General features: G+C 57.9%; 22 protein-coding genes. 9 read left to right on the top strand and 13 right to left on the bottom strand.

The genetic code is table 11. The features are described 5' to 3' along the window. The first annotated feature begins 297 nt into the window (after positions 1 to 297). From ACZYUB_RS09205 to ACZYUB_RS09185, 5 genes are all read left to right on the top strand, one after another. A complete protein-coding gene (locus ACZYUB_RS09205; protein ID WP_463947312.1) occupies positions 298 to 1,809 on the top strand; it encodes a carbohydrate porin in 1,512 nt (503 codons plus the stop codon). Between the two features lie 105 nt (positions 1,810 to 1,914). Next, positions 1,915 to 3,285, top strand: coding sequence for a sucrose-specific PTS transporter subunit IIBC (locus tag ACZYUB_RS09200; protein WP_463947310.1), 1,371 nt, complete (start codon positions 1,915 to 1,917; stop codon positions 3,283 to 3,285). 13 nt (positions 3,286 to 3,298) lie between these two features. Then, complete coding sequence (locus tag ACZYUB_RS09195; RefSeq protein WP_463947308.1) at positions 3,299 to 4,708, top strand: glycoside hydrolase family 32 protein; 1,410 nt, start codon at positions 3,299 to 3,301, stop codon at positions 4,706 to 4,708. 28 nt (positions 4,709 to 4,736) lie between these two features. Then, a complete protein-coding gene (locus tag ACZYUB_RS09190) occupies positions 4,737 to 5,765 on the top strand; it encodes a substrate-binding domain-containing protein (RefSeq protein ID WP_463947306.1) in 1,029 nt (342 codons plus the stop codon). Then, positions 5,762 to 6,142 (top strand): hypothetical protein, encoded by a 381-nt coding sequence (locus ACZYUB_RS09185; RefSeq protein ID WP_463947304.1) that lies wholly within the window; start codon positions 5,762 to 5,764, stop codon positions 6,140 to 6,142. The genes ACZYUB_RS09190 and ACZYUB_RS09185 overlap by 4 nt, the downstream gene beginning before the upstream one ends. Here ACZYUB_RS09185 and ACZYUB_RS09180 read toward each other — a convergent pair. Next, complete coding sequence (locus tag ACZYUB_RS09180; protein ID WP_463947302.1) at positions 6,109 to 6,360, bottom strand: TIGR02647 family protein; 252 nt, start codon at positions 6,358 to 6,360, stop codon at positions 6,109 to 6,111. The two genes, ACZYUB_RS09185 and ACZYUB_RS09180, sit on opposite strands and share 34 nt — an antisense overlap. Positions 6,361 to 6,547: 187 nt before the next feature. On the opposite strand from ACZYUB_RS09180, the gene ACZYUB_RS09175 reads away from it, so the two are divergent. After that, positions 6,548 to 7,030 carry a WbuC family cupin fold metalloprotein gene (locus ACZYUB_RS09175; protein WP_463947300.1) on the top strand — a complete coding sequence of 161 codons (483 nt, stop codon included), beginning with the start codon at positions 6,548 to 6,550 and terminating at the stop codon, positions 7,028 to 7,030. A gap of 37 nt (positions 7,031 to 7,067) precedes the next feature. Here the strand turns inward: ACZYUB_RS09175 and pmrB are convergent, their stop codons facing one another. The 10 genes from pmrB to ACZYUB_RS09125 all read right to left on the bottom strand — a co-directional run bounded on the left by pmrB (position 7,068) and on the right by ACZYUB_RS09125 (position 15,299). After that, on the bottom strand, positions 7,068 to 8,171 hold the full coding sequence (pmrB, locus tag ACZYUB_RS09170) for a two-component system sensor histidine kinase PmrB (protein WP_463947298.1): 1,104 nt from the start codon (positions 8,169 to 8,171) through the stop codon (positions 7,068 to 7,070). After that, positions 8,168 to 8,830: a response regulator gene (locus ACZYUB_RS09165; protein ID WP_463947296.1), complete on the bottom strand. Its 663-nt coding sequence runs from the start codon at positions 8,828 to 8,830 to the stop codon at positions 8,168 to 8,170. The genes pmrB and ACZYUB_RS09165 overlap by 4 nt, the downstream gene beginning before the upstream one ends. A 40-nt stretch (positions 8,831 to 8,870) precedes the next feature. Continuing rightward, on the bottom strand, positions 8,871 to 9,515 hold the full coding sequence (locus tag ACZYUB_RS09160; protein WP_463947294.1) for a hypothetical protein: 645 nt from the start codon (positions 9,513 to 9,515) through the stop codon (positions 8,871 to 8,873). After that, the gene (locus ACZYUB_RS09155; protein WP_463947293.1) at positions 9,512 to 10,354 is read right to left on the bottom strand and encodes an SDR family oxidoreductase; all 843 of its coding nucleotides are present in this window, start codon (positions 10,352 to 10,354) and stop codon (positions 9,512 to 9,514) included. The genes ACZYUB_RS09160 and ACZYUB_RS09155 overlap by 4 nt, the downstream gene beginning before the upstream one ends. After that, positions 10,351 to 11,010, bottom strand: coding sequence for a TenA family transcriptional regulator (locus tag ACZYUB_RS09150; RefSeq protein ID WP_463947291.1), 660 nt, complete (start codon positions 11,008 to 11,010; stop codon positions 10,351 to 10,353). Before ACZYUB_RS09150 ends, ACZYUB_RS09155 begins: the two co-directional genes overlap by 4 nt. Beyond that, positions 11,007 to 12,464, bottom strand: coding sequence for an AMP-binding protein (locus ACZYUB_RS09145; RefSeq protein ID WP_463947289.1), 1,458 nt, complete (start codon positions 12,462 to 12,464; stop codon positions 11,007 to 11,009). Before ACZYUB_RS09145 ends, ACZYUB_RS09150 begins: the two co-directional genes overlap by 4 nt. Further along, entirely contained in the window at positions 12,464 to 13,105 is a 642-nt protein-coding gene (locus ACZYUB_RS09140) for a thermostable hemolysin (RefSeq protein ID WP_463947288.1), read from the bottom strand. Before ACZYUB_RS09140 ends, ACZYUB_RS09145 begins: the two co-directional genes overlap by 1 nt. A gap of 208 nt (positions 13,106 to 13,313) precedes the next feature. After that, the gene (gene cysS / locus ACZYUB_RS09135; protein ID WP_463947286.1) at positions 13,314 to 14,693 is read right to left on the bottom strand and encodes a cysteine--tRNA ligase; all 1,380 of its coding nucleotides are present in this window, start codon (positions 14,691 to 14,693) and stop codon (positions 13,314 to 13,316) included. A gap of 107 nt (positions 14,694 to 14,800) precedes the next feature. Continuing rightward, entirely contained in the window at positions 14,801 to 15,001 is a 201-nt protein-coding gene (locus ACZYUB_RS09130) for a hypothetical protein (protein WP_460884568.1), read from the bottom strand. Between the two features lie 94 nt (positions 15,002 to 15,095). Further along, positions 15,096 to 15,299 (bottom strand): hypothetical protein, encoded by a 204-nt coding sequence (locus ACZYUB_RS09125; RefSeq protein ID WP_463947284.1) that lies wholly within the window; start codon positions 15,297 to 15,299, stop codon positions 15,096 to 15,098. Positions 15,300 to 15,537: 238 nt separating this feature from the next. Here ACZYUB_RS09125 and ACZYUB_RS09120 point away from each other — a divergent pair, with 238 nt between their 5' ends. Beyond that, positions 15,538 to 16,029 (top strand): peptidylprolyl isomerase, encoded by a 492-nt coding sequence (locus ACZYUB_RS09120; protein WP_460884570.1) that lies wholly within the window; start codon positions 15,538 to 15,540, stop codon positions 16,027 to 16,029. A gap of 91 nt (positions 16,030 to 16,120) precedes the next feature. Continuing rightward, positions 16,121 to 16,864 (top strand): UDP-2,3-diacylglucosamine diphosphatase, encoded by a 744-nt coding sequence (locus ACZYUB_RS09115; protein ID WP_463947282.1) that lies wholly within the window; start codon positions 16,121 to 16,123, stop codon positions 16,862 to 16,864. A 110-nt stretch (positions 16,865 to 16,974) separates the two neighbouring features. Here the strand turns inward: ACZYUB_RS09115 and tyrR are convergent, their stop codons facing one another. Then, the gene (tyrR, locus tag ACZYUB_RS09110; protein ID WP_463947280.1) at positions 16,975 to 18,558 is read right to left on the bottom strand and encodes a transcriptional regulator TyrR; all 1,584 of its coding nucleotides are present in this window, start codon (positions 18,556 to 18,558) and stop codon (positions 16,975 to 16,977) included. Between the two features lie 169 nt (positions 18,559 to 18,727). After that, positions 18,728 to 19,624, bottom strand: a complete 897-nt coding sequence (locus ACZYUB_RS09105) for a DMT family transporter (RefSeq protein WP_463947404.1) — start codon at positions 19,622 to 19,624, stop codon at positions 18,728 to 18,730. Between the two features lie 263 nt (positions 19,625 to 19,887). Here ACZYUB_RS09105 and rsxA point away from each other — a divergent pair, with 263 nt between their 5' ends. Continuing rightward, entirely contained in the window at positions 19,888 to 20,469 is a 582-nt protein-coding gene (gene rsxA / locus ACZYUB_RS09100; RefSeq protein ID WP_460884573.1) for an electron transport complex subunit RsxA, read from the top strand.

Below are 20,469 nucleotides of genomic sequence, written 5' to 3'. Positions count from 1 at the left end.
TGCTGGCCAGGACCATATCCTCCTTGGCGTTATCCCCTTCTCGAAGTCCGCCGTCTACCGGGTCGAGTGCAACCCGCTCCCGGTTGTCAGATGATTCCACACATAAATAACCCAAAAGAGTCTGTTTAATTTTAAAGCACAAGATGAATGCTAGGCAGATCACAAAGGCTGAAACGGGTTAGCAAACTTCTTTGCAAAGCAGGATTGTTTTGGCTAATTTCCAAACCAGCAAAACCGGTTTAGCTAATCGGTTAGCCATAACAAAAACTCTGTGCCCGATCAAAGGAAGATACCCACATGATAAAAATCAGCTACCTCGCCACGGCCGTCGCCCTGGCTACCACCATGAACATGGCTCAGGCCGCTTCGCCAAGCGCGGTCGAGATGCGTCTGCAAGCTCTGGAGCAACGTCTGGCAGAGGCCGAACAACGCGCCATGGCTGCCGAAGCCAAAGCCACGGCCGCTGAACAACAGACCCAACAGCTCGAAGCCCGAACCACGCAGAGCGAAGCGGCTACCGCAGAAGTCGCCAAACGTACCGAGGATCTGACCACTAACACCCTCGCTGGCAGTGGTGTGGAATTCCACGGTTATGCCCGCTCCGGCTTGCTGATCGGCGACGGTGGTACCGGCACGGAAGGTGGCCCCTATCTGACTCCAGCCGGAGAAACCGGCGGTGCCGTAGGTCGTCTGGGCAATGAACCGGATAGCTACGTCGAATTGAATCTGGAAAAGAAATCCACCCTGGATAACGGCGCTACGACCCGCTTCAAGGTGATGCTGGCAGATGGCCAACGCAGTTACAACGACTGGACCGGCTCCAGCAGCGCTCTCAACGTTCGTCAGTTGTTCGCCGAATTGGGCAGCATGCCAACGTTCACGGGCGTATTTAAAGATTCGACCCTGTGGGCCGGTAAGCGCTTCGACCGGGATAACTTTGATATCCATTGGCTCGATTCCGATATCATTTTCCTGGCCGGTACTGGCGCGGGCATCTACGACGTCAAATGGAGTGACAGCGCGAAGAGTAATTTTTCGCTCTATGGCCGCAGCTTTGGCGCCATCGATGATGTCAACGGCGACATCCAGAATTACATCCTCACCGCCAATAACAGTTTTGGTAACCTGCAGTGGATGATCAGCGGCCTGAAGGCGAAGGATAATGAAGCCCGGAGCAATACGGGGAGTCAAGGCGTACAGGACGCCGCCGACACGGGTGTCCATACCCTGCTGGCCTACCATGCCACCAGCTTTTATGGCTTCAAGGATGGCAGCTCCAAAACCGCCTTGTTGTATGGTCAGGGGCTGGGGGCCGAGGTCAAAGGCTTAGGCTCTGACAGCAATCTCTCGGAAGATGCCCAGACTGTGCGCTTTGCGACTTACGGCACAACAGCATTGGCCAGCAACTGGAGCATAGCGCCTGTGTTGATGGCGCAACGCAGCCAGGACCGTTACGTCAAAGACGATGACTATGGCTGGGTCACGCTGAATGCCCGAGTGGTGCAGGAGATCAACCCCAATTTCGCACTGGCTTACGAGGGGAGCTACCAGTACATGGATCTGGATCCACAGGGTTATAACTCCCGCCAGGCTGTGGATGGTGGCTTCTATAAGCTGACTTTCGCCCCAACCTTCAAAGCAGGTGATATCGCCAATTTCTTCAGTCGTCCCGAACTGCGTCTGTTTGCCACCTATATGGATTGGGACAGCAAGCTGGATGCCTACGCCCAGGATGACTCCTTGGGTGAAACCGGCTTCGGATCCGGTGGTCAGCTGAATTTCGGCGTCCAGATGGAAACCTGGTTCTAATCATTTTTCGGAACAGCAAGCAGCTCCATACTGGAGCTGCTTGACTAAGAACTATAGGACAAGTGTGTCGTGAGCCTGAAGGTTCACCCACCAGTGAGGATCAATATGAATTATCACACCACAGCCACAGCCCTGTTGCCCTTACTCGGCGGCAAGGAAAACATCGCCAGTGCCGCACACTGTGCCACCCGTTTGCGTCTGGTACTGGTCGATGACAGCAAGATTGACAAAGCCGCTATCGATCGCCTGGACGGGGTCAAGGGTTGCTTCAGTAATGCCGGTCAAATCCAGATTATTTTCGGTACCGGCATCGTCAACAAGGTCTTTGCCGAGTTCAGCAAAGTGGCCGGTATTACCGAAACCAGCAAAGCCGAACTCACCGATATCGCCGCGCAAAAACTTAATCCTCTGCAACGGGTTGCGCGCCTGCTGTCGAATATCTTTGTGCCCATCATTCCGGCGATTGTGGCCTCCGGTCTGTTGATGGGGCTGCTCGGAATGGTTCGCACCTACGGCTGGGCTAATCCGGATAGCGCCATCTTTATCATGCTGGACATGTTCAGCTCGGCGGCCTTTATCATTCTGCCAGTGCTGATTGGTTTTACCGCAGCGCGTGAATTTGGCGGCAACCCCTACCTGGGGGCGACGCTGGGGGGCATCCTGACCCATCCGGCCTTGACCAATGCCTGGGGCGTCGCCGGTGGCTTCAAAACCATGGACTTCTTCGGTCTGGACGTGGCCATGATCGGTTATCAGGGCACCGTCTTTCCGGTACTGCTGGCGGTCTGGTTCATGAGTTTGCTGGAAAAGCGCCTGCGCAAGGTGATCCCGAATGCCCTGGATCTGATCCTGACACCATTCCTGACCGTGATCATCACCGGCTTCGTCGCCTTGCTGTTCATTGGCCCAGCCGGTCGTGCCCTCGGTGATGGTATCTCCTTTGTGCTGAGCACCCTGATCGATCAGGCAGGTTGGTTGGCCGGTCTGGTCTTCGGCGGAACCTACTCTGCCATCGTAATCACCGGCATTCACCACAGCTTCCATGCCATCGAAGCAGGTCTGCTCGGTAACCCGAATATTGGCGTCAACTTCCTGCTGCCGATCTGGTCCATGGCCAACGTTGCCCAGGGTGGTGCTTGTCTGGCGGTCTACTTCAAGACCCGGGATGTCAAAATCAAGGCGATTGCTGTTCCCTCCGCGCTGTCTGCACTGCTGGGGATCACCGAGGCCGCCATTTTTGGTATCAATCTGCGCTTCATGAAGCCCTTCCTGGCTGCGCTGGCGGGTGGTGCACTGGGCGGTGCCTGGGTAGTAGCCAACCATGTGGGCATGACCGCGGTAGGCCTGACCGGTATTCCGGGGATTGCCATCGTGCAAGCCAGCTCGGTCATCAGCTATCTGATTGGTCTGGTGATTGCCTTCGGCGCCGCCTTCATCATCTCGTTCGTACTGAAATATCAGACCGATAGCGAATAATGGACGCCTGCTGATGGACGAAACAAGTTTACTCAAACAACTGGCCCGGTCCTTGATGACCGGGCAACCTATTGCGGCCGCCGACCCCTTGCGGCCTTGCTGGCATCTGGCGCCACCTGTCGGCTTACTGAATGATCCCAACGGCTTTATCCAGCACCAGGGACGCTACCACCTGTTCTACCAATGGAATCCGTTTGCCTGCGCACATGGTGCCAAATTCTGGGGCCACTGGAGCTCCACCGATCTGCTGCACTGGCGTCATGAGCCGGTGGCTCTGGTCCCTAGCGAACCCTACGAGAGCCATGGCTGCTACTCCGGATCGGCCGTGGTGCAGGATGATCGCATCATGCTGATCTATACCGGGAATGTGAAATACCCTGACGGCTCCCGCACCGCCAACCAGTGCCTGGCTATCGCCAATGAGCGTGATGAGTTTGACAAGTTGGGCCCAGTGCTGCCATTGCCTGCAGGCTATAGCGGTCATGTCCGCGACCCCAAGGTCTGGCAGCATGATGGACGCTGGTACATGGTACTGGGCGCCCAGGATTTACAGCAGCACGGCAAGGTGATCCTGCTGGTTTCCGACGACCTGCAGCAGTGGCACTCGTGTGGCGACATCGCCGGTAGCCGGCTCAACGGGCTAGGCGATTTCGGCTATATGTGGGAGTGTCCGGACCTATTCGAGTTGGAGGGACAGGATATCCTGATCTGCTGTCCACAAGGTCTGCCCGCGGAAGCCGAACGCTATCTCAATACCCATCAAGCCGGCTATTTTGTCGGTCAGCTCGACTATGCGCAGGCCTGTTTTCCCCATGGAGAGTTTCACGAACTGGATCTGGGATTTGAGTTCTATGCACCGCAAACCACCAGAGCGGAAGATGGCCGCCGGTTGCTGTTTGCCTGGATGGGCATTCCGGATCAGGATGAATTGCTGCAGCCCACGGTCGCCCAGGGCTGGATCCACACCATGACCTGCCCCCGCGAGCTGAGTTACCACCAGGGGCAACTCTATCAGCGACCGGCACGGGAGCTGCAGCTGCTGCGCGGTGCGCATAGTTACTGGCAAGGCGTGGCCGATGACGCCCCTCTTTATCCAGCAGACAGCGCCGAACTCAGGCTGCAATGCGATGGCCCTTTCCGTTTGCAGTTAGGCACCGCACTGAGCTTGGCGTGGGATGGCGAACGCCTGGTCTTGAGTCGCCCCCATATCCGGACCGCAGAGCCGGAACACAGGTATTGGCGCGGTAATCTGACCGATCTGCAGATCTTGTGCGACCACTCCAGCGTGGAGATCTTTATCAATGGTGGAGCCGCAGTGATGTCAGCGCGCTACTTTCCACAGCATAAATTGAGTTTTGACTTTACTGGCACGGCACAAGTCAACCTCCAGCACTGGCCGCTGGCTATGCCCGTGATAGAATGAGGACTCATTTTACGCATAGAACGATGCCGTGAAGACAAGCAAACGAATCACCATCAGCGATGTAGCCGGATTGGCGGGCGTCTCCAAGGCCACCGCCAGTCTGGTGCTTAATGGCCGCAGTAAAGAGTATCGCGTTGCCGACGAAACCCGCGATCGCATTCTGGCTATCGCGGCCGAACAACACTATCAACCCAGTATTCATGCCCGGGCCCTGCGTTCCAACCGTTCCCAGACTGTGGGGCTGGTGGTACCAGAAATGACCAACTACGGTTTCGCTTCGGTTGCCCGTGAATTGGAGACCCTGTGCCGCGAAGCCGGACTGCAGCTACTGATAGCCTGTTCGGATGAAAACCCCAGCCAGGAGATGATGGCGGTCAATAGTCTGATGCAGCGTCAGGTGGATGGGTTGATCGTGGCCTCCAGCTCGTTATCGGATAGCGAATACCAGAAAATCAGTACCCGCTTACCTGTGGTGCAACTGGATCGACGGATCGCGGAATCCACGCTGCCCTGGGTGATTACCGACTCGATTGAATCAACTGCCGAATTGGTGGAGAACCTGGCGATCCTGCATCCGGAAGAGATCTATTATCTGGGCGGCCAGCTGCGACTGGAGCCGAGCCGGGAGCGACTGGCCGGTTATGAATTAGGACTGCAGCGGGCAGGAGTCACGGGTAAACCGCATTGGATTCGTCACGGCAACTTCAGCCCCAGCTCCGGCTACGAAATGATGGCGCAGCTGTGTGCCGAACTGGGGCGCCCACCCAAGGCCTTGTTCACCGCGGCCTGTGGTTTGCTCGAAGGTGTCTTGCGTTATCTGAACCAGCATCAGCTGATGGATGCCGATATTCACCTCTGCAGCTTCGACGATCACTATCTGTTTGACTGCCTGCCGCTACGCATCGACACCATAGCCCAGGACTGTCCGGCCATGGCGGGCCGAGCCTTCGATCTGTTACGCCAACTCATCGAGCAGGAAACCGTGAACCAAAGCGGGCTCTTACTGCCAGCGCAAATCCACTGGCGTCATCCTGCATCCCGGCAACGAAAGCTATGACCAAAATGCCAATCGCCACCCTAGTGGCTATGTCCCTACTGTTGGTCATGGCGCCAACGTATGCCAAGACGCCGGCCCCCGCAGCCAATAAAGCATGGCCCCCGCAACAGCAAGCCGCCGCCGATAGCTGCAAAACCTATGTCAGCTTTCGTTTGGGCTCGCTATTGTCATTACATATCAATGAGGTCTCGGTACCCAAGCCGCCCGCCATCAACTGGGTCGTCATCGGCGAGGATAAAAGCAAAACTCCCACCATCAGTTTCATCTGCCATATGCGGCCGGGAAACCAGGGGTGGGAGTTAGAAAAGTTGGATCTGTTACAGTTGGCCGAACCGACGCTCGCTCAATCAGCTTCGGTTAGTGCATTCAATAGATGATCCAGATACTCCAGCAAGCTAACCCCAAACGGCGTCAGATAACCGCCATCAGCTGCGGTGATCACGCCCTTTTGAAACAGGCGCAGTGCTGATTCGCGCAACTCGGGATCGGAGTCCTGATGTAATTTGATGCCCAACTCGAGATTGGTCAGATCGTAACGAGCTAACAAGGCCAGATCTTGAATGAAGGCCGATTGCGAAAGCTGTTTTGCGCGCATAGTGTGATTCCTTACGAGGACAACTGGGGACAACCTCACCATATCAGAGCCCCCCCTTCACAAATGCGTGTCAGCGCAAACTCTCTAGTTTCACTCTGCTAGTGGATGCATACTCCTGCATCCCAGACAACGGACTAGAGCCAAATCAGCACTATGCCTCATGCATAACGAGGGTTCAGGAGTAGCCATGAAAATCATCGATAACGGCGTCTGCCAACAACTGCTTGCGGTGGCGCTTGCTAGCCCGCGGCGACGGACACACCAGCTGTGGCATAGTGACCATCAGGATCGGGTCCAGCGATTGGTCGTGGCCGCACAACCAGGTACCTATTTCCGCCCCCATGTCCATTCAGGGCAATGGGAGTTACTCCAGCCACTTTTCGGTGAGGGGGATTTGCTGACACTGGATGCTCAAGGCGTGGTCATGACCCGGCAGACACTGACGGTCGGCCAAGTGATCGAACTACCCGCCGGACTGATCCACACGCTGAGTGTCCAGCAGCCATTTTGCTTTTTCGAGGTCAAACCCGGCCCCTTTGTCGAAGCCCAAATCCCGGCTTGGTCTCCGCAAGAAACCAGCACCCAGGCGGCACTCGCTCGTGACTGGTTGCAACAGGCGACACCGGGCATGGACATGAGTCGTCTTGACGTTGGCCCAGGCTATTTCTGAACCGTCAAGCTCAAGCCGCAAAACAACCTGACGCGCATCAGGATGCATGCAGCGGAATCCGGACCTGGATCCGCAAGCCTCGGGGTTGAACAATGTTGTCAAACTGCAGGTTGGCTTGATGCAAGGCACAGATGCGGGCAACGATATTCAGGCCCAAACCAATACCGTTTCCCCGGCTATCGAGTCGCAAGAAGGCATCGGTAAGACGAGTCAGCTTATCGGCCGCCACTCCCGGCCCCTGATCACTCAACACCAGTTCAGCAAATTCGCCTTCAGGTAACACCAGTCGCCGAAATTGCAGGCGAACTTCACTGTTTGCATCGGCATAACGGCTGGCATTCTCCACCAGATTACGTACCAGCATCTGCAATAGTGACACCTCGCCTTGCAGGCGTAACGGCTCGACCTCTGCTACCAACGTCAAACCACGCCGTGCCAGCATTTGCCGACACTCAGCTTCCAGTGGCGCAAACACATCCCGCGCGAACTCGACATCACCCGCCACGCCGATGATCAGGTTGCGTTCCACCCGTGCCATATTGAGCAACTGCTCCACGGTATGGTGCAGAGCATCCAGTCGTTCGATCAGCGGCTGGGCACCTTGTACGCCCGCTTGCTGCATGAGCTCCAGATTAAGGCGCACCCCGGCCAGCGGAGTCCGCAGCTCATGGGCGACATCGGCACTGAACTGCCGCTCACGCTGCAGTGCCAGAGACAACCGCGACAGGACACCGTTCATCGCATCGACCACGGCCTGTAGCTCGGGCCCCGATGCATCCATCTGCAAGGGCTCCAGATTACTGGAACTGCGCTGTTGCAATAAATCGCGTAATCGCTCCAAAGGGCTAGTCAACCAGCTGATGGCCAGATAGGCCAGCAGCAGCCCCAAACTACCAAACACCATGGGTGGCACAAACAAGGCGGCTATGGTCTCCCGTTGCTCCTTGGCCAGTTCGTGGCTGGAGTGGCCGGGATCGAGCGCCAGTTGTACCAGCTCGCTAATCTGTTCCTGGCTTTCATGCCAGACCCAGTAGATGGACGCACAGTGAGTCAGTAATAAAATGGAAGCTAACAACCACAACAGACGGCTACGTAACCCTTGCCGCCTCAGCCAATGTCGGGTGCCAGACAAGAAGCTCATGCCTGCAGCTCCAGGCAATACCCCTCACCACGCACAGTCCGGATCCGGGTCGTTCCTAATTTACGCCGCAGATGATGGATATGAACCTCCAGGGCGTTGGATCCGATATCGTCTTGCCAGTCATAGATATCTTCTTGCAGGCGTTCACGGCTGACCAGCTTGCCCGCCTGCATCACCAACCGCCGCAACAGGGCGAACTCGCGACGGGTCAGGACCACCGGAGTCCCGGCCAGGGTGACAGTTTTTTGCTGCAGATCGAGCATCAAATCACCGCTGATGATCTGGTTGCTAGCCAATTTTTGATCCCGCCGCAGCAAGGCTCGCACCCGGGCCAACAACTCGGCCAGGGCAAAGGGTTTGACCATATAGTCATCCGCCCCGCGATCCAGCCCGGCGACCCGTTCATCCAGCGCATCACGGGCAGTCAGGATCAACACCGGCTGCACCATGCCCCGTTGCCGCCAGCGTTTGAGCAGGCTCATGCCATCCCCATCCGGTAAACCCAGATCCAGAATGATGAGCCCATACTCACTCACCTTGATCAGCGACTCCGCTTCGGCGCAATTGACCGCGACGTCACAGCTGTACTGCTCCTGGCTCAACGCCTGTTGCAACCCCTGCCGCAGCAGGGTGTCATCCTCAACTACCAGAATTTTCATGGCTCAATCCCATCACGAGGTCGTTATACCCCGCATGCTATCACTGCTCGAGTTTTTCCTGTAACGCCGCGATCTCGCGCTGACGGCCGGCATCAGCAATTTCCCGACCCGGACGAGGCGCTGCCGCCTTAGCCTTGAGCAAATAGGGTTTTGCCTCCTCCTTTTTGCCCTGATTGGCCAGAAAATCCGCATAGAAGTAGTTGCTGTCAATACCCTCCGGATTCAACTTCAGACCGCGCTGCAGCATAAAGGCGGCGCGCTCTTCATCACCAAAGCCCAACGGCCAGCCCGGAACCTTGTAATAGAGCACTCCCAGCGACGTCAGGGCCGAGCCCTTGAGCACCGAGGCATCCTTGGCGATCACCGCCTCGTAGTCGGCCTTGGCCTCCTCCGCCAATGACAGCGCACCTAACCCGCCTTTGGCTCCCGCATAGCTACCGATGATGATCCCGGCCCAGGTCTTGAGAGGCAAATCATCGGGACGTGCCGCACTGGCTGCCCGAACTTCATCCGCCAAGGTTGCCAGAGCCAGCTCCTGGGCATCACCTTGTTGCTGGTACTGAGCCTCGGCCCAGCGCTGCTGAAAAGCCAGGTAGGGTTCGGTATCAGCGGCCTGCAGGGAGGTGCCGACCAGAGATCCTGCCAACAGAACGCCACCGAGCCATGTTACGGACCAGAATTTCATGATTGTTTCTCCTCAGTAGGTAACACCGGAGCCTGACGGGCAGCCGGACGAATGGTTGCAAATCCACAGATCTGCTCGCGCTGTGCGCCGATGGCCCGATCCACCAGCCAGGGCAGCAAAGCGTTAAGGCGCACGAAGAGCTTCTCCGGCCAGCCGATAAAACGGCGGCGCTGACGACTGGCCAACAATTGCATCAACTCGCTGGCGACGCGGGCCGGTGAGTCAACTGCGGTGCCCAGCGCCTGATTCATGGCATCGACGGCGCCGTGATTCAATTCGGTCGCCGTGGCGCGGGGCACTAACAGACACACTCGCGGCCCCTCAGGCCCCAACTCGCGAGCCAGGGCTTCACTGAATGCGTGTAACCCGGCCTTGGTCGCGCAGTACACGCTAAAGCCCGGATAGCCGATGGCTCCGAAGGTTGACCCCACGGTAACAATGGTGCTGCCAGGAGCCATGACGGAGAGCAGGCTGCGAGTCAGCTGCATCGGCACCCGCAGGTTCAGCGCCAGTTGCTGCTCCATGGCGCTGTCATCCTGATCCTCAAGACAGGCAAAGCGTTGGCAACCGGCGGCATGGATCACCAAGTCGACCGTCTGCTGGGTTTCGCCCAGATAACTGAGTAACTCATCAATGGCATCAAGAGCGGTCAAATCCAGTGCCAGCCAGGCAATCTGCTCCAGCAACGCCGGATGGGCCTCGCCCAGCTCCAGACGCAACCGGGATAGGCGGGCCCCATCCCGGGCAATCAACAGCAGGGACCAGCCCTCAGCGGCCAATCGCTCGGCAACGGCGCGGCCAATACCGCCGCTGGCCCCCGTGATGATGGCGAATTTCATGCTGCAGACTCCATGGGTAAGGCGCGGAACAGATCGCCATACAGGCGGAACATGGCATTGGCCATATGGATCACCGCTCGCTGATCGGCTTCATGAGTCAACTGATCCATCAACCGCTGGAAGAACACGATATGCTCCTGATCCAGGCTGCCGTGGGAGGTGAGATAACTCATGGCTTGTTCCGGCAGGCCGAGTCGTGCCCGGATCAGTTCCGCCATCGGGGTTGCCAGGTTGACGCTGGTTCCTTCCAGCACATAGACCATGCCAAAAAATGACACCGGATTACCGCGCGTCACGCTATCCCAGGCGTAGCTGACCATCAGCTCGGTGGTAAAGTGCGGCATCCCCAGCTCCACCTGTGCAGCATCTCCGCCACACGCCGCGATATCATTCAGGATCCAGCGATCATGCCCCTTCTCCTCCTCGATATATTCGGTGATCGCATCCTGCAGCCAGCGATGGGGCTCTCCCAGGCGGCTACCACAGGCCATCAGCAACGGAATGGTTTGCCGCACGTGATAGTAAGCCTGGGTCAGAAAGGCGATATAGCGAGGTAGCGTGACCTCGCCGCGCTGACACGCCAGAATGGCCGGAGCCGAGAGCAGATAATCGCGGCCTGCCGCTGTTTCACTCACCAGTCGCTGATAAAAACTCATGATACTTCCTCATTCAAAATCACTGAGCTCGCTGCACCCTGCTGGATGCGCTGCTGGAATATAATGTGGCGTCGAACTCGACCATTGGCGGTGAGCTCACCGCGCTCACGGCTCAATGGGTCACGGATAAATTGCCATCCGCGCAGGCGCGCATAGTCGGGTAATCGGTTATTGCAGGCTTGCAACAACTCGTCGCCTTCCTGGGTACCTGCCAGGGTGGGAGCAAACAACAGCGCCTGGATCCCCTGCTCTTCATCCCCGTAGACAAAGCACTGCAAGACTCCGGGCACAGTGGCCAACTCGGCCTCCACCCATTCCGGAGCCACGTTGCGACCAAAGCCGGTGACCAGCGTCGATTTTTTCCGCCCCTGGATGGTCAAAAAGCCATCGGCATCCCATTCACCCCAGTCCCCGGTGGCCAGCCAGTCAGCCGTGGACGGAACCTCCGGGTCACCGATGTAACCCAGCATGGCATTGCCGCGGACCAGAACCTCGCCGTCATCGGCCAGACGGACTTCCAGATGGGACAAGGGTTTACCCACACTCCCCAGCCGACGGCACTCAGGCCCATTGAGAGCCACCACAGAGCCGACTTCCGACAAGCCATACCCTTCATAGACGGGCAGGCCCAGCGCATCGGCTTGCGCTAAGAGTTGCAGCCCACTCTTGCCGCCACCGACAGCCAGCAGCTTCCAGCGTTCAGCTGGCAACAAGTGCGACCGGGTTGCGGTCACTAACCACCCTAAGGTGGCAGGCAACAGGATCAGACTATCGGCATGGCTCGCAGCCAGGGTGGCGATAAATCGAGCCGGCTCCGGGCGCTGCATGGAGCCGAGCCCCAGGCTGCTCAATCCCGGCAACGAGACCCGCTTGCCCAGCCACAGCGGTAGATAAACCCCGGCTAGATTCTCCAGCAACACGGCCAATGGCATGGTGCACAGATGCTCTGTGACGCCCGAAGAGCCGATACGCTCGGCCAATGCCTCCAGCGTATTTTGCAGCGATCCGGCCCCGAGGCAGACACCTTTGGGCTCACCGGTACTGCCCGAGGTGTAGGTGATCTTGCAGGTATCGGAAGGCAGAGAAACCGCCTGGTTATCGAGCCACTGCTCGGTCCAGCCCTGCGCCGTCTGCGCTAATAACAGCACGCAGCCACTATCCCGCAACAAATGGGTCCGTTGCTCGGCATTGAAGAAGGGAGGAACCGGTACACAGGGGATCTGTGCCAGCATGCACGCCAGATCGCGCACTACCCAATCGATACCGTTGTCGGCCAAGAGTGCCACCGGGCGTCCAGACAGATGACGCTCGCTCAGCCGCTGGGTTAACGTCTCGGCTTCCCGGGTCACCCGCGACCAGAGCTCAGCATAGGTCACCTCATCGTGCTCACCGCGCAAGGCAACACTATTGCCCTGTAATTCAGACCATACGGCCAGACTATGGAGTAATTTCATCACACCTCCACCCGAGGTAAACGCTGCTCGCAGCGTGGTAATTGCTGTAATTTGGCTTGCCATTGGGGATGTTGCAGCAGCTGCTGATGTCCCAGACGAATATCGCCGGCCACCACTTGTGGATCATGTTCGTAATAACGACCCCATTGCTCCGGATGCGGGATCCGCTCCCGACTGGCCGTCTGCAGATATTGGGGCTTCAGCCCTAATGCCCGAAAAAGTGCTCGCACCTGATCGGTAGCGGTAAACACCACGTAGCGATAGCGCTGTTCAGCCAAATACTGGATCAGCGACAAGATCAGCAAGCGGGCATGACCATCCCAGGCGGCCAGATTCCCCACCTCCAGAATGTCGTCCCGCACTACGGGTTGCTGCAGACGGGCGGCCAGCTGTTGTTCAACCGGAGACTCGAGATAATGTTCGAGAAAGAGTGGTCCACTCCCTGCAGGATTGAGTCCGGCACTGGCCAGCAGTTGCCCTTGTTCATCCCGTAAGGTGCACTGCCAGGGCAGCAGCTGCTGAATGTTGGCCCCATGGTGCCGGGCAAAACGCTGACGCACAAAACTCAAGGTGGCATCATCCGGCGCCAGATGCAGATCCAGATGATATGGGGGAACAGAAGATTGGGCGGCTAGTTGCATATCGCTCTCCACGATGGATGCTATATCTGCAGACTAGAGAGCCAAGCTTAACGATTGCTTATGGGATGAAAAAAATAAGAAATAGTGTGGAGCCGCTTGCTGGCATGCTGAAATTACACGCCGGATTAAAGGAAGTAACACTGCCATAAGTTGAAAAAAAAGAGACAAGCGCTGGCTTGTCTCCTGATGCATTGGGCAATCGGTGCGGTTACTTACGGCGCCAGCTGGTCCCCTGAGCGCCATCTTCCAGCACGATTCCCATCTCGGTGAGACGGTTACGGGCCGCATCGGCGGCGGGCCAATTTTTCGCCGCCCGGGCATCATTACGGGCTTTGATCAGGGCTTCAATCTCCGCCACTTCGCTATCGGTTTCGACTCCGCCCTGGAGGAAGGCTTGCGGATCCTGCTCCAGCAGACCCAGCACGCCGCCCAACTCGCGCAGCCGTGCGGCCAAGGCTGGAGCATCTGCGGCGCCCTCACTCTTCAATCGATTCACCTCGCGGGCCAGCTCGAACAGCACCGAATAGGCTTCCGGCGTGTTGAAATCATCGTCCATAGCCGCACGGAAGCGCTCAACGAACACCTCGCCACCAGCCGCCGCCACCATCGGCAGGCCACGCAGCGCGGTGTAGAGACGCTCCAGAGCCGCACGGCCCTGATTGAGATTCTCGTCGGAGTAGTTGAGCTGACTACGGTAGTGACCCGACATCAAAAAGTAACGGACCGTCTCGGCGTCATAGACTTTCAGCACATCACGAATGGTGAAGAAGTTGCCCAGGGACTTGGACATTTTTTCCCGGTCGACCATCACCATGCCGGTATGCATCCAGGTGTTGACATACTGGGTATGGTGGGCGCAGCAGCTTTGGGCAATCTCGTTCTCGTGGTGCGGGAACATCAGATCCGAGCCGCCGCCGTGAATATCAAAATGGTTGCCCAGATGCTTGGAGTTCATGGCTGAACACTCGATGTGCCAGCCCGGACGTCCCGGCCCCCACGGCGATTCCCAGGTCGGCTCGCCCGGCTTGGACATCTTCCACAGCACAAAATCCAGCGGATTACGCTTGGCCTCTTCGACACTGACCCGGGCTCCGGCCTGCAGCTGCTCCAGATCCTGACCGGAGAGACGGCCATACTCGGCGAAACTGTCGATGGCAAACAACACATCGCCGTTATCGGCGACATAGGCGTTGCCATTGGCCAACAACTGCTCGACCAGGGCGATGATTTCGCTGATGTGCAGGGTGGCGCGCGGCTCGATATCCGGACGCTGCAGATTCAGGGCATCGAAGTCGGCATGCATCTCGCCGATCAACCGCTCGGTCAGGGCTTCGCAAGACTCCTGGTTCTCGGCGGCGCGCTTGATGATCTTGTCATCCACATCGGTGATGTTGCGCACGAAGGTGACCTTGTAACCCAGATAGCGCAGATAGCGCACCACCACATCAAAACCGACGAAGGTGCGGCCATGGCCGATATGACACAGATCGTAAATGGTCACTCCACACACATACATGCCCACCTGGCCGGGGCAAATTGGTTTGAATTCTTCTTTTTGACGCGTGAGTGAGTTGTAAATCTTCAGCATGGAGATGACCTGTCCCGAAAAAAGCGAGCGGACATTCTAGCGGCTCTCGGCAGAATTGACGAGGGGGCCGCACCGCGAGCCCCCTCGATAGGATAAATCCGGCGCGCCTATAGCTGCCAACCCCGACACAGATCATGGCTCTTGGCCAATTCAAGGCTCAACCGCACGGTCTGATCCGGCTCGCAGTAACCATATTCGAGGCAATCTGGCGGCAAACCAACCTCCTCACACAAGGAATCCCAGCCAGTGCATTTGTCATGCAGATAGCTTAAGGGCAACTCGATAAACACCTCATTGTCGTGCAGCACAACCACCTCCTGTCACCACGCGGATGACGTTCAGCCAGGTGACCAATCCACAGTTTCGACCCTGCGGCGCACTCGACACCGCATCACCGCCGGACTACAGCCACCACTCCTGACACAGGCCGTAGCGCTTGGCCATTGCCAGATCCAGGCTCACCCGATCATTGCTCAGGTAGACCCCCTGCTCCAGACCTTCGGCCTCCAACCCTAGTTCATGACACAAGCGTGACCAGGAGGTGCAATTTTCCCGGACATAGCCGATGGGTAACTCCAGCACGACATCCCGCTCCTCGTACATCATCACCACCTCCCGGCGGGCTCTAACCTGCCAGCCTCGTCTGTTGCGCTGCTACAAGTATAGAAGGGGTTCGCCCCGCCAGCCGCCCATGCGGCGCGAATACAGGGGGCAAAGGGTAGACTTTCGGCCATCAAGACCGCAGAATCGCACTCACTTGGCATGGTGCAGCCTTCAGGTTGCCACATGCCCCCGGAGCCCAGGTTCCGGCTTTCAATCCGCCCCCAGTGACGAGGACCGTTTCATGATCACACTGCACACCAATCACGGTGATATCACCATCGAACTGTTTGCCGACAAGGCACCGGAAACTTGTGCCAACTTCGAGCAATACTGCCGCGACGGCCATTACGATGGCACCCTGTTCCATCGGGTGATCAACGACTTCATGATCCAGGGCGGTGGTTACCTGCCAGGGCTCAAAGAAAAAGAGACCCGCGCTCCTATCAAGAACGAAGCCAACAACGGCCTGGGCAACACAGTCGGTACCCTGGCGATGGCCCGCACCAGCGATCCGCACTCTGCCAGCGCCCAGTTCTTCATCAACCTGGTCAACAACGATTATCTGAACTTCAGAAACGAATCGACCCAAGGCTGGGGCTACTGCGTGTTCGGTGCCGTCACCGAAGGTATGGATGTGGTCAACAAGATCAAGCTGGTCAAGACCGGCCGTGCCGGTGGCCACAGCGATGTGCCAAAGGAAGACGTAATCATCGAACGCGTCACCGTAGCCTGATAGCTCCCCAAGTTGATCCGGCAAGGGCATGGCGACGACCATGCCCTTGTTCCCTCCAGCTGGCGTTTCCCGCCCTCAGTACCGAGCCGCGATGACAATCCTGTTTATCTCCGATCTGCATTTAAGCGAGCACAGACCCGATCTGACTGCTGCCTTCCTGCGTTTTTTGCAGCAACAAGCGCCTGAGGCCGAGGCTCTGTATATCCTGGGCGATCTCTTTGAATTCTGGATTGGCGATGACGAGCGTTCACCGCTGCAGCTGGAAATCGCTAGCGCCCTGGCCACCCTGAGCCAGCAGGGCACGGCCCTCTTCTACATTCATGGCAACCGGGACTTCATGATCGGCAAGTCCTTCGCCCGGGCAGCCAGCATGACACTGTTACCCGCCGAGTTCGTCCTCGAGCTCTATGGCCGCCGAGCCTTGTTGTTACATGGGGATCAACTCTGCACCCTGGACGAGAAGTACCAGCGTTTTCGCCGCATCACCAGTTGGCGCTGGCTGCGCTGGATCTTCCTGCGCCTGCCGCTGTCCAAACGCATGGAAATTGCCGGCAAGATGCGGCAGGGCAAAAAGGGCAAGTCCCTGATGCTGATGGATGTCACTCCGGACGCCGTGGCACAGGCCATGCACCGCCACCAGGCCAGCCTGATGATCCATGGCCATACCCATAAACCGGCGCGACACGACCTGGGATTCGAGGTGCTGGAACCCAGTGGCCGCCGCCGAGCGGCCGAGCGTATCGTGCTGGGGGATTGGGATGAAAAATTCACCTACCTGGAAGCCAGCCATCAAGGAGTGCAACTGATCGAGCAGGCGATTACCACCGCCGATTAATGGTCATATCTGTCAGCCTCACCGCTCGCGGTGGGGCTGAGTTTTCCTAGCGCAAACCGCTCACCCGAGCCTCTTCACTGACCCGCATTCTCTCTCCCAGCCCACACTCATCAGGGCTCATGCTTTTTGCCGATGCCATATTCCCGCAGTTTATTCGCCACCGCGGTATGGCTGACGCCCAAACGAACCGCCAGTTGCCGACTGGATGGATAAAGCGGATAGAGCCGCTCCAGCATCGCCTTTTCGAAGCGTTTACTCGCATCGGATAAGGACCCCTCAAACCACTGCTCCAGCGAGTGCGCCGCCACCTCCACATGGGGCAAGCGCAGATCCCGAGGCTCCAGCTCATCGCCTTCGAGCAGGGTTAACGCCTGGTAGAGCGCATTGCGCAGCTGTCGAACATTACCCGCCCAGGGATAGCCGAGCAAAAATTCGTCCAGATGACGGGAGAAACGCGGTCGTGAGCGCTGCAATTCCTCGCAGATCCGCCCAACCAGTTGCTGGGCCAGCGGCAGTATGTCCGCCTGACGCTGGCGCAGCGGGGGCATCTCCAGTTGCAGCACGCTGAGGCGAAAGAACAGATCCTCGCGAAACAGGCCTTGCTGTACCCGCTCCTGCAATGAATGCCGCGAGGTACAGAGGATCCGCACATCGACCAGTACTTCCTCGGTCTGGCCGACGCGATGGAAGCGGCCATCCTGCAGCACCCGCAGCAATTTACTCTGCAGCAGCGGCGACATTCCGGAGACCTCATCCAGCAGGAAAGAGCCACCACTGGCCTGCTCCAGCAGCCCCTTCTTACCCGGCCACTGGGCACCGAAGGCTCCAGGTGCCGAGCCGAACAACTCATGTTCGGCCACCTCATCGGGCAAGGCGGCACAATTGAGCACCAGCAGAGGGCCTTGCGCCCGCAGGCTCTCGCGATGGCAAGCCCGGGCCAGCATCTCCTTGCCAGAGCCGGTTTCGCCCTGGATCAGCAGGGGCAAGTCCTGGGCCGCCAGCCGACGAGCCTGATGCAGCAGGGCTTGCATCACACTGCTGTGGGCCATAAACAGCTCGAATCGGCTCTCATCCCGGGATTGCAGCAGATTGAAGTGATGGCCGACCCGCCGGGCCGACTTGAGGATCACCAGAGCCCCGGCCAGGGCACTGGCCGGTACCGGGTGGCTATCCGCGCCAGCCAGCCGCGGTTCGGGAATGGCGATCGGCAAGATATCGCCCAGATAATCCTCACCGGCAAAGGCCAGCTTGCAGGTTTCACCCTGCCGCGCGCCCTCCTGCAGCCAGGATGGGAAGTTGAATCCTTTAAGAAAGGAGCCGACTTGCAGACCGAGCACATCCTTGAGATCCAGTCGCAATATGTTCAGCACCGCATCGTTGACATGGGAGATCTTCCCCCGGACATCGATGGTGAAGATGAGATCCGGCAACGCCTTCATCAGCGCTTGCACCTGATGGTGCTCGCGCTCCGAGGGCATGAAGGGAACCGTTTTGACATCCAGCACGCCCTTGATGCGGCGAATTTCCGGCATCAGCTGCTGCAGGCGCTCAAACCCCAGCTCCGGAAAATGAAGATAGATAAAGCCGCTGACATCCAGCTCGATCCCGCGCAGGTCGATAGCATGCTCCTCCAGCCGGGCCAGCAATTCGCGGGTCAGGCCGAGCCGATCTTCACAACTGACTTGTAGACGCATGAGACCTCAGCGCAGTAACAACGACGATTCCAGAGCTGGAGTGCGTACAACGCGGAGATAGGATGCTATCCCCTACCGCACATCCGGCTGCTGCCTTGAGCGGCATAGTAAAACAGTCCAACGGCGCAGCAAAGCAGGCAGCAACGGATCTCCCCAGAAGAGGTGTCCGTCAGGGCGTGACACCTTCGGCGGCCAGGGGTTGTGCGGTGGCGAGTGCCGACCGGGAGCGCAACTGACTCAGAACGACGCCGGCAAACACCACACCGCAGGCCAGCAACTGTTGGCTATTCATGGTTTCACCCAGCAGCAGATAAGCCAGCAGCAGGGTAAAGACCGGGATCAGGTTGCTGTAGGCCGCCGCCATGGTGACCGGCAGTTTGGTGATCGCCCAGTTATTCAACAGATAGGCGCCGAGCGTGACACAAGCCCCCAGATAGAGCACATAGCTGAACTCTTGCCAGCCCAACTGCAGCGGAGCCGGTTCAAACCAGGCCATGGGGGCGAAAAATAGCACGCCGGTAAACGCCTGGATGGCGGTAAGAAACAGTGGACTGTAACGACTGGAGAGTTTCTTCAGTAACACGGCATAAAACGAGGCACAGGCCATGGCCCCCAGCTCCAGCAGGTTACCCAGCAAGGGAGCCGGTGCGCTGTCCTGCTGGTCACCCGCCAGGGTCAGCCACACCACACCGCTGATGGCCAGCAAAAAACCGAAAAGCTGACGGGAGCTAATGCGCTCCCCCAGCATGAAAAATGCGGTGAACGACACCATCAGCGGCAGGGTAGCCGTGACCATGCCGGCCTGCCCGGCACTGGTATACGTCAAGGCATTGGCCTCCAAGGAAAAGTACAGGCAGGGCTCGGCCAGGCTCATCAGCGCCAACCAGCGCCAATCTCCGGCTTGATAACGGATATGCCGCCAATATTTCAGCAAGATCAAAAAACAGATCGAGGCCACCAGCATACGGGCAAAAATAACCTGCCCCGGACCCCAGACCGCCAGAATGTTCTTCAAGGCGATAAAGGCACTGGACCAGAGCGCCATCGCCAGGGTCAGTGCAAGCATGGGCAGCCAGCTTGGCGAGGATTTAGACACTTTTCATTATTCCTTGCTAGATGAAGCATTTTTACGCGATAGATTCCGTAATCGAAGGGGGCGAACACAGAATAAAACGCTAGGGGAAATCGGCAGAACGCCAGTCTAGCGAGCCGTGCGGCGGATCGCCAGCCATATACCCCTGATCCCGAGTTGTTATACGGTTTTTGAGGTTGTTATGGGCTCGCCAAGGGACGATAATGACGGCCATTTTTCCGGAGCCAACCGATGTTATGAGTGAATATTTGCTGCTGTTCATCAGTACTGTGCTGGTCAATAACTTCGTACTGGTCAAGTTCCTCGGCTTGTGTCCCTTCATGGGAGTTTCCAAAAAACTGGAGCCCGCGGTCGGCATGGGACTGGCGACCGCCTTCGTATTGACCTTGACCTCGGCCCTCTCCTATCTGGTGGATCATTGGCTGCTGATCCCGCTGGATATTGCCTATCTGCGCACCATGGCGTTTATCCTGGTTATCGCCGTGGTGGTGCAATTTACCGAGATGGTGGTGCACAAGACCAGCCCGGATCTCTATCGCCTGCTGGGCATCTATTTGCCCCTGATCACCACCAATTGCATCGTGCTGGGCCTGGCTCTGCTCAACGTCACCGAACGCCATGACTTCCTGCAAAGCGTGGTCTACGGCCTGGGCGGTGGATTGGGATTCAGCCTGGTTCTGATGCTGTTTGCCACCCTGCGGGAGCGGTTGGCGGCCGCGGACGTGCCCTTGCCGTTTCGTGGCATCGCCATCGCCATGATTACTGCCGGCCTGATGTCGCTGGCTTTTATGGGCTTTACCGGACTGATCAAATCCTGA

It is taken from the genome of Pseudaeromonas sp. HNCC25DJ182, from assembly GCF_055413365.1.
Note: the sequence above shows the minus strand (reverse complement) of the source record. Positions and strands in the feature narration are given on the sequence as shown.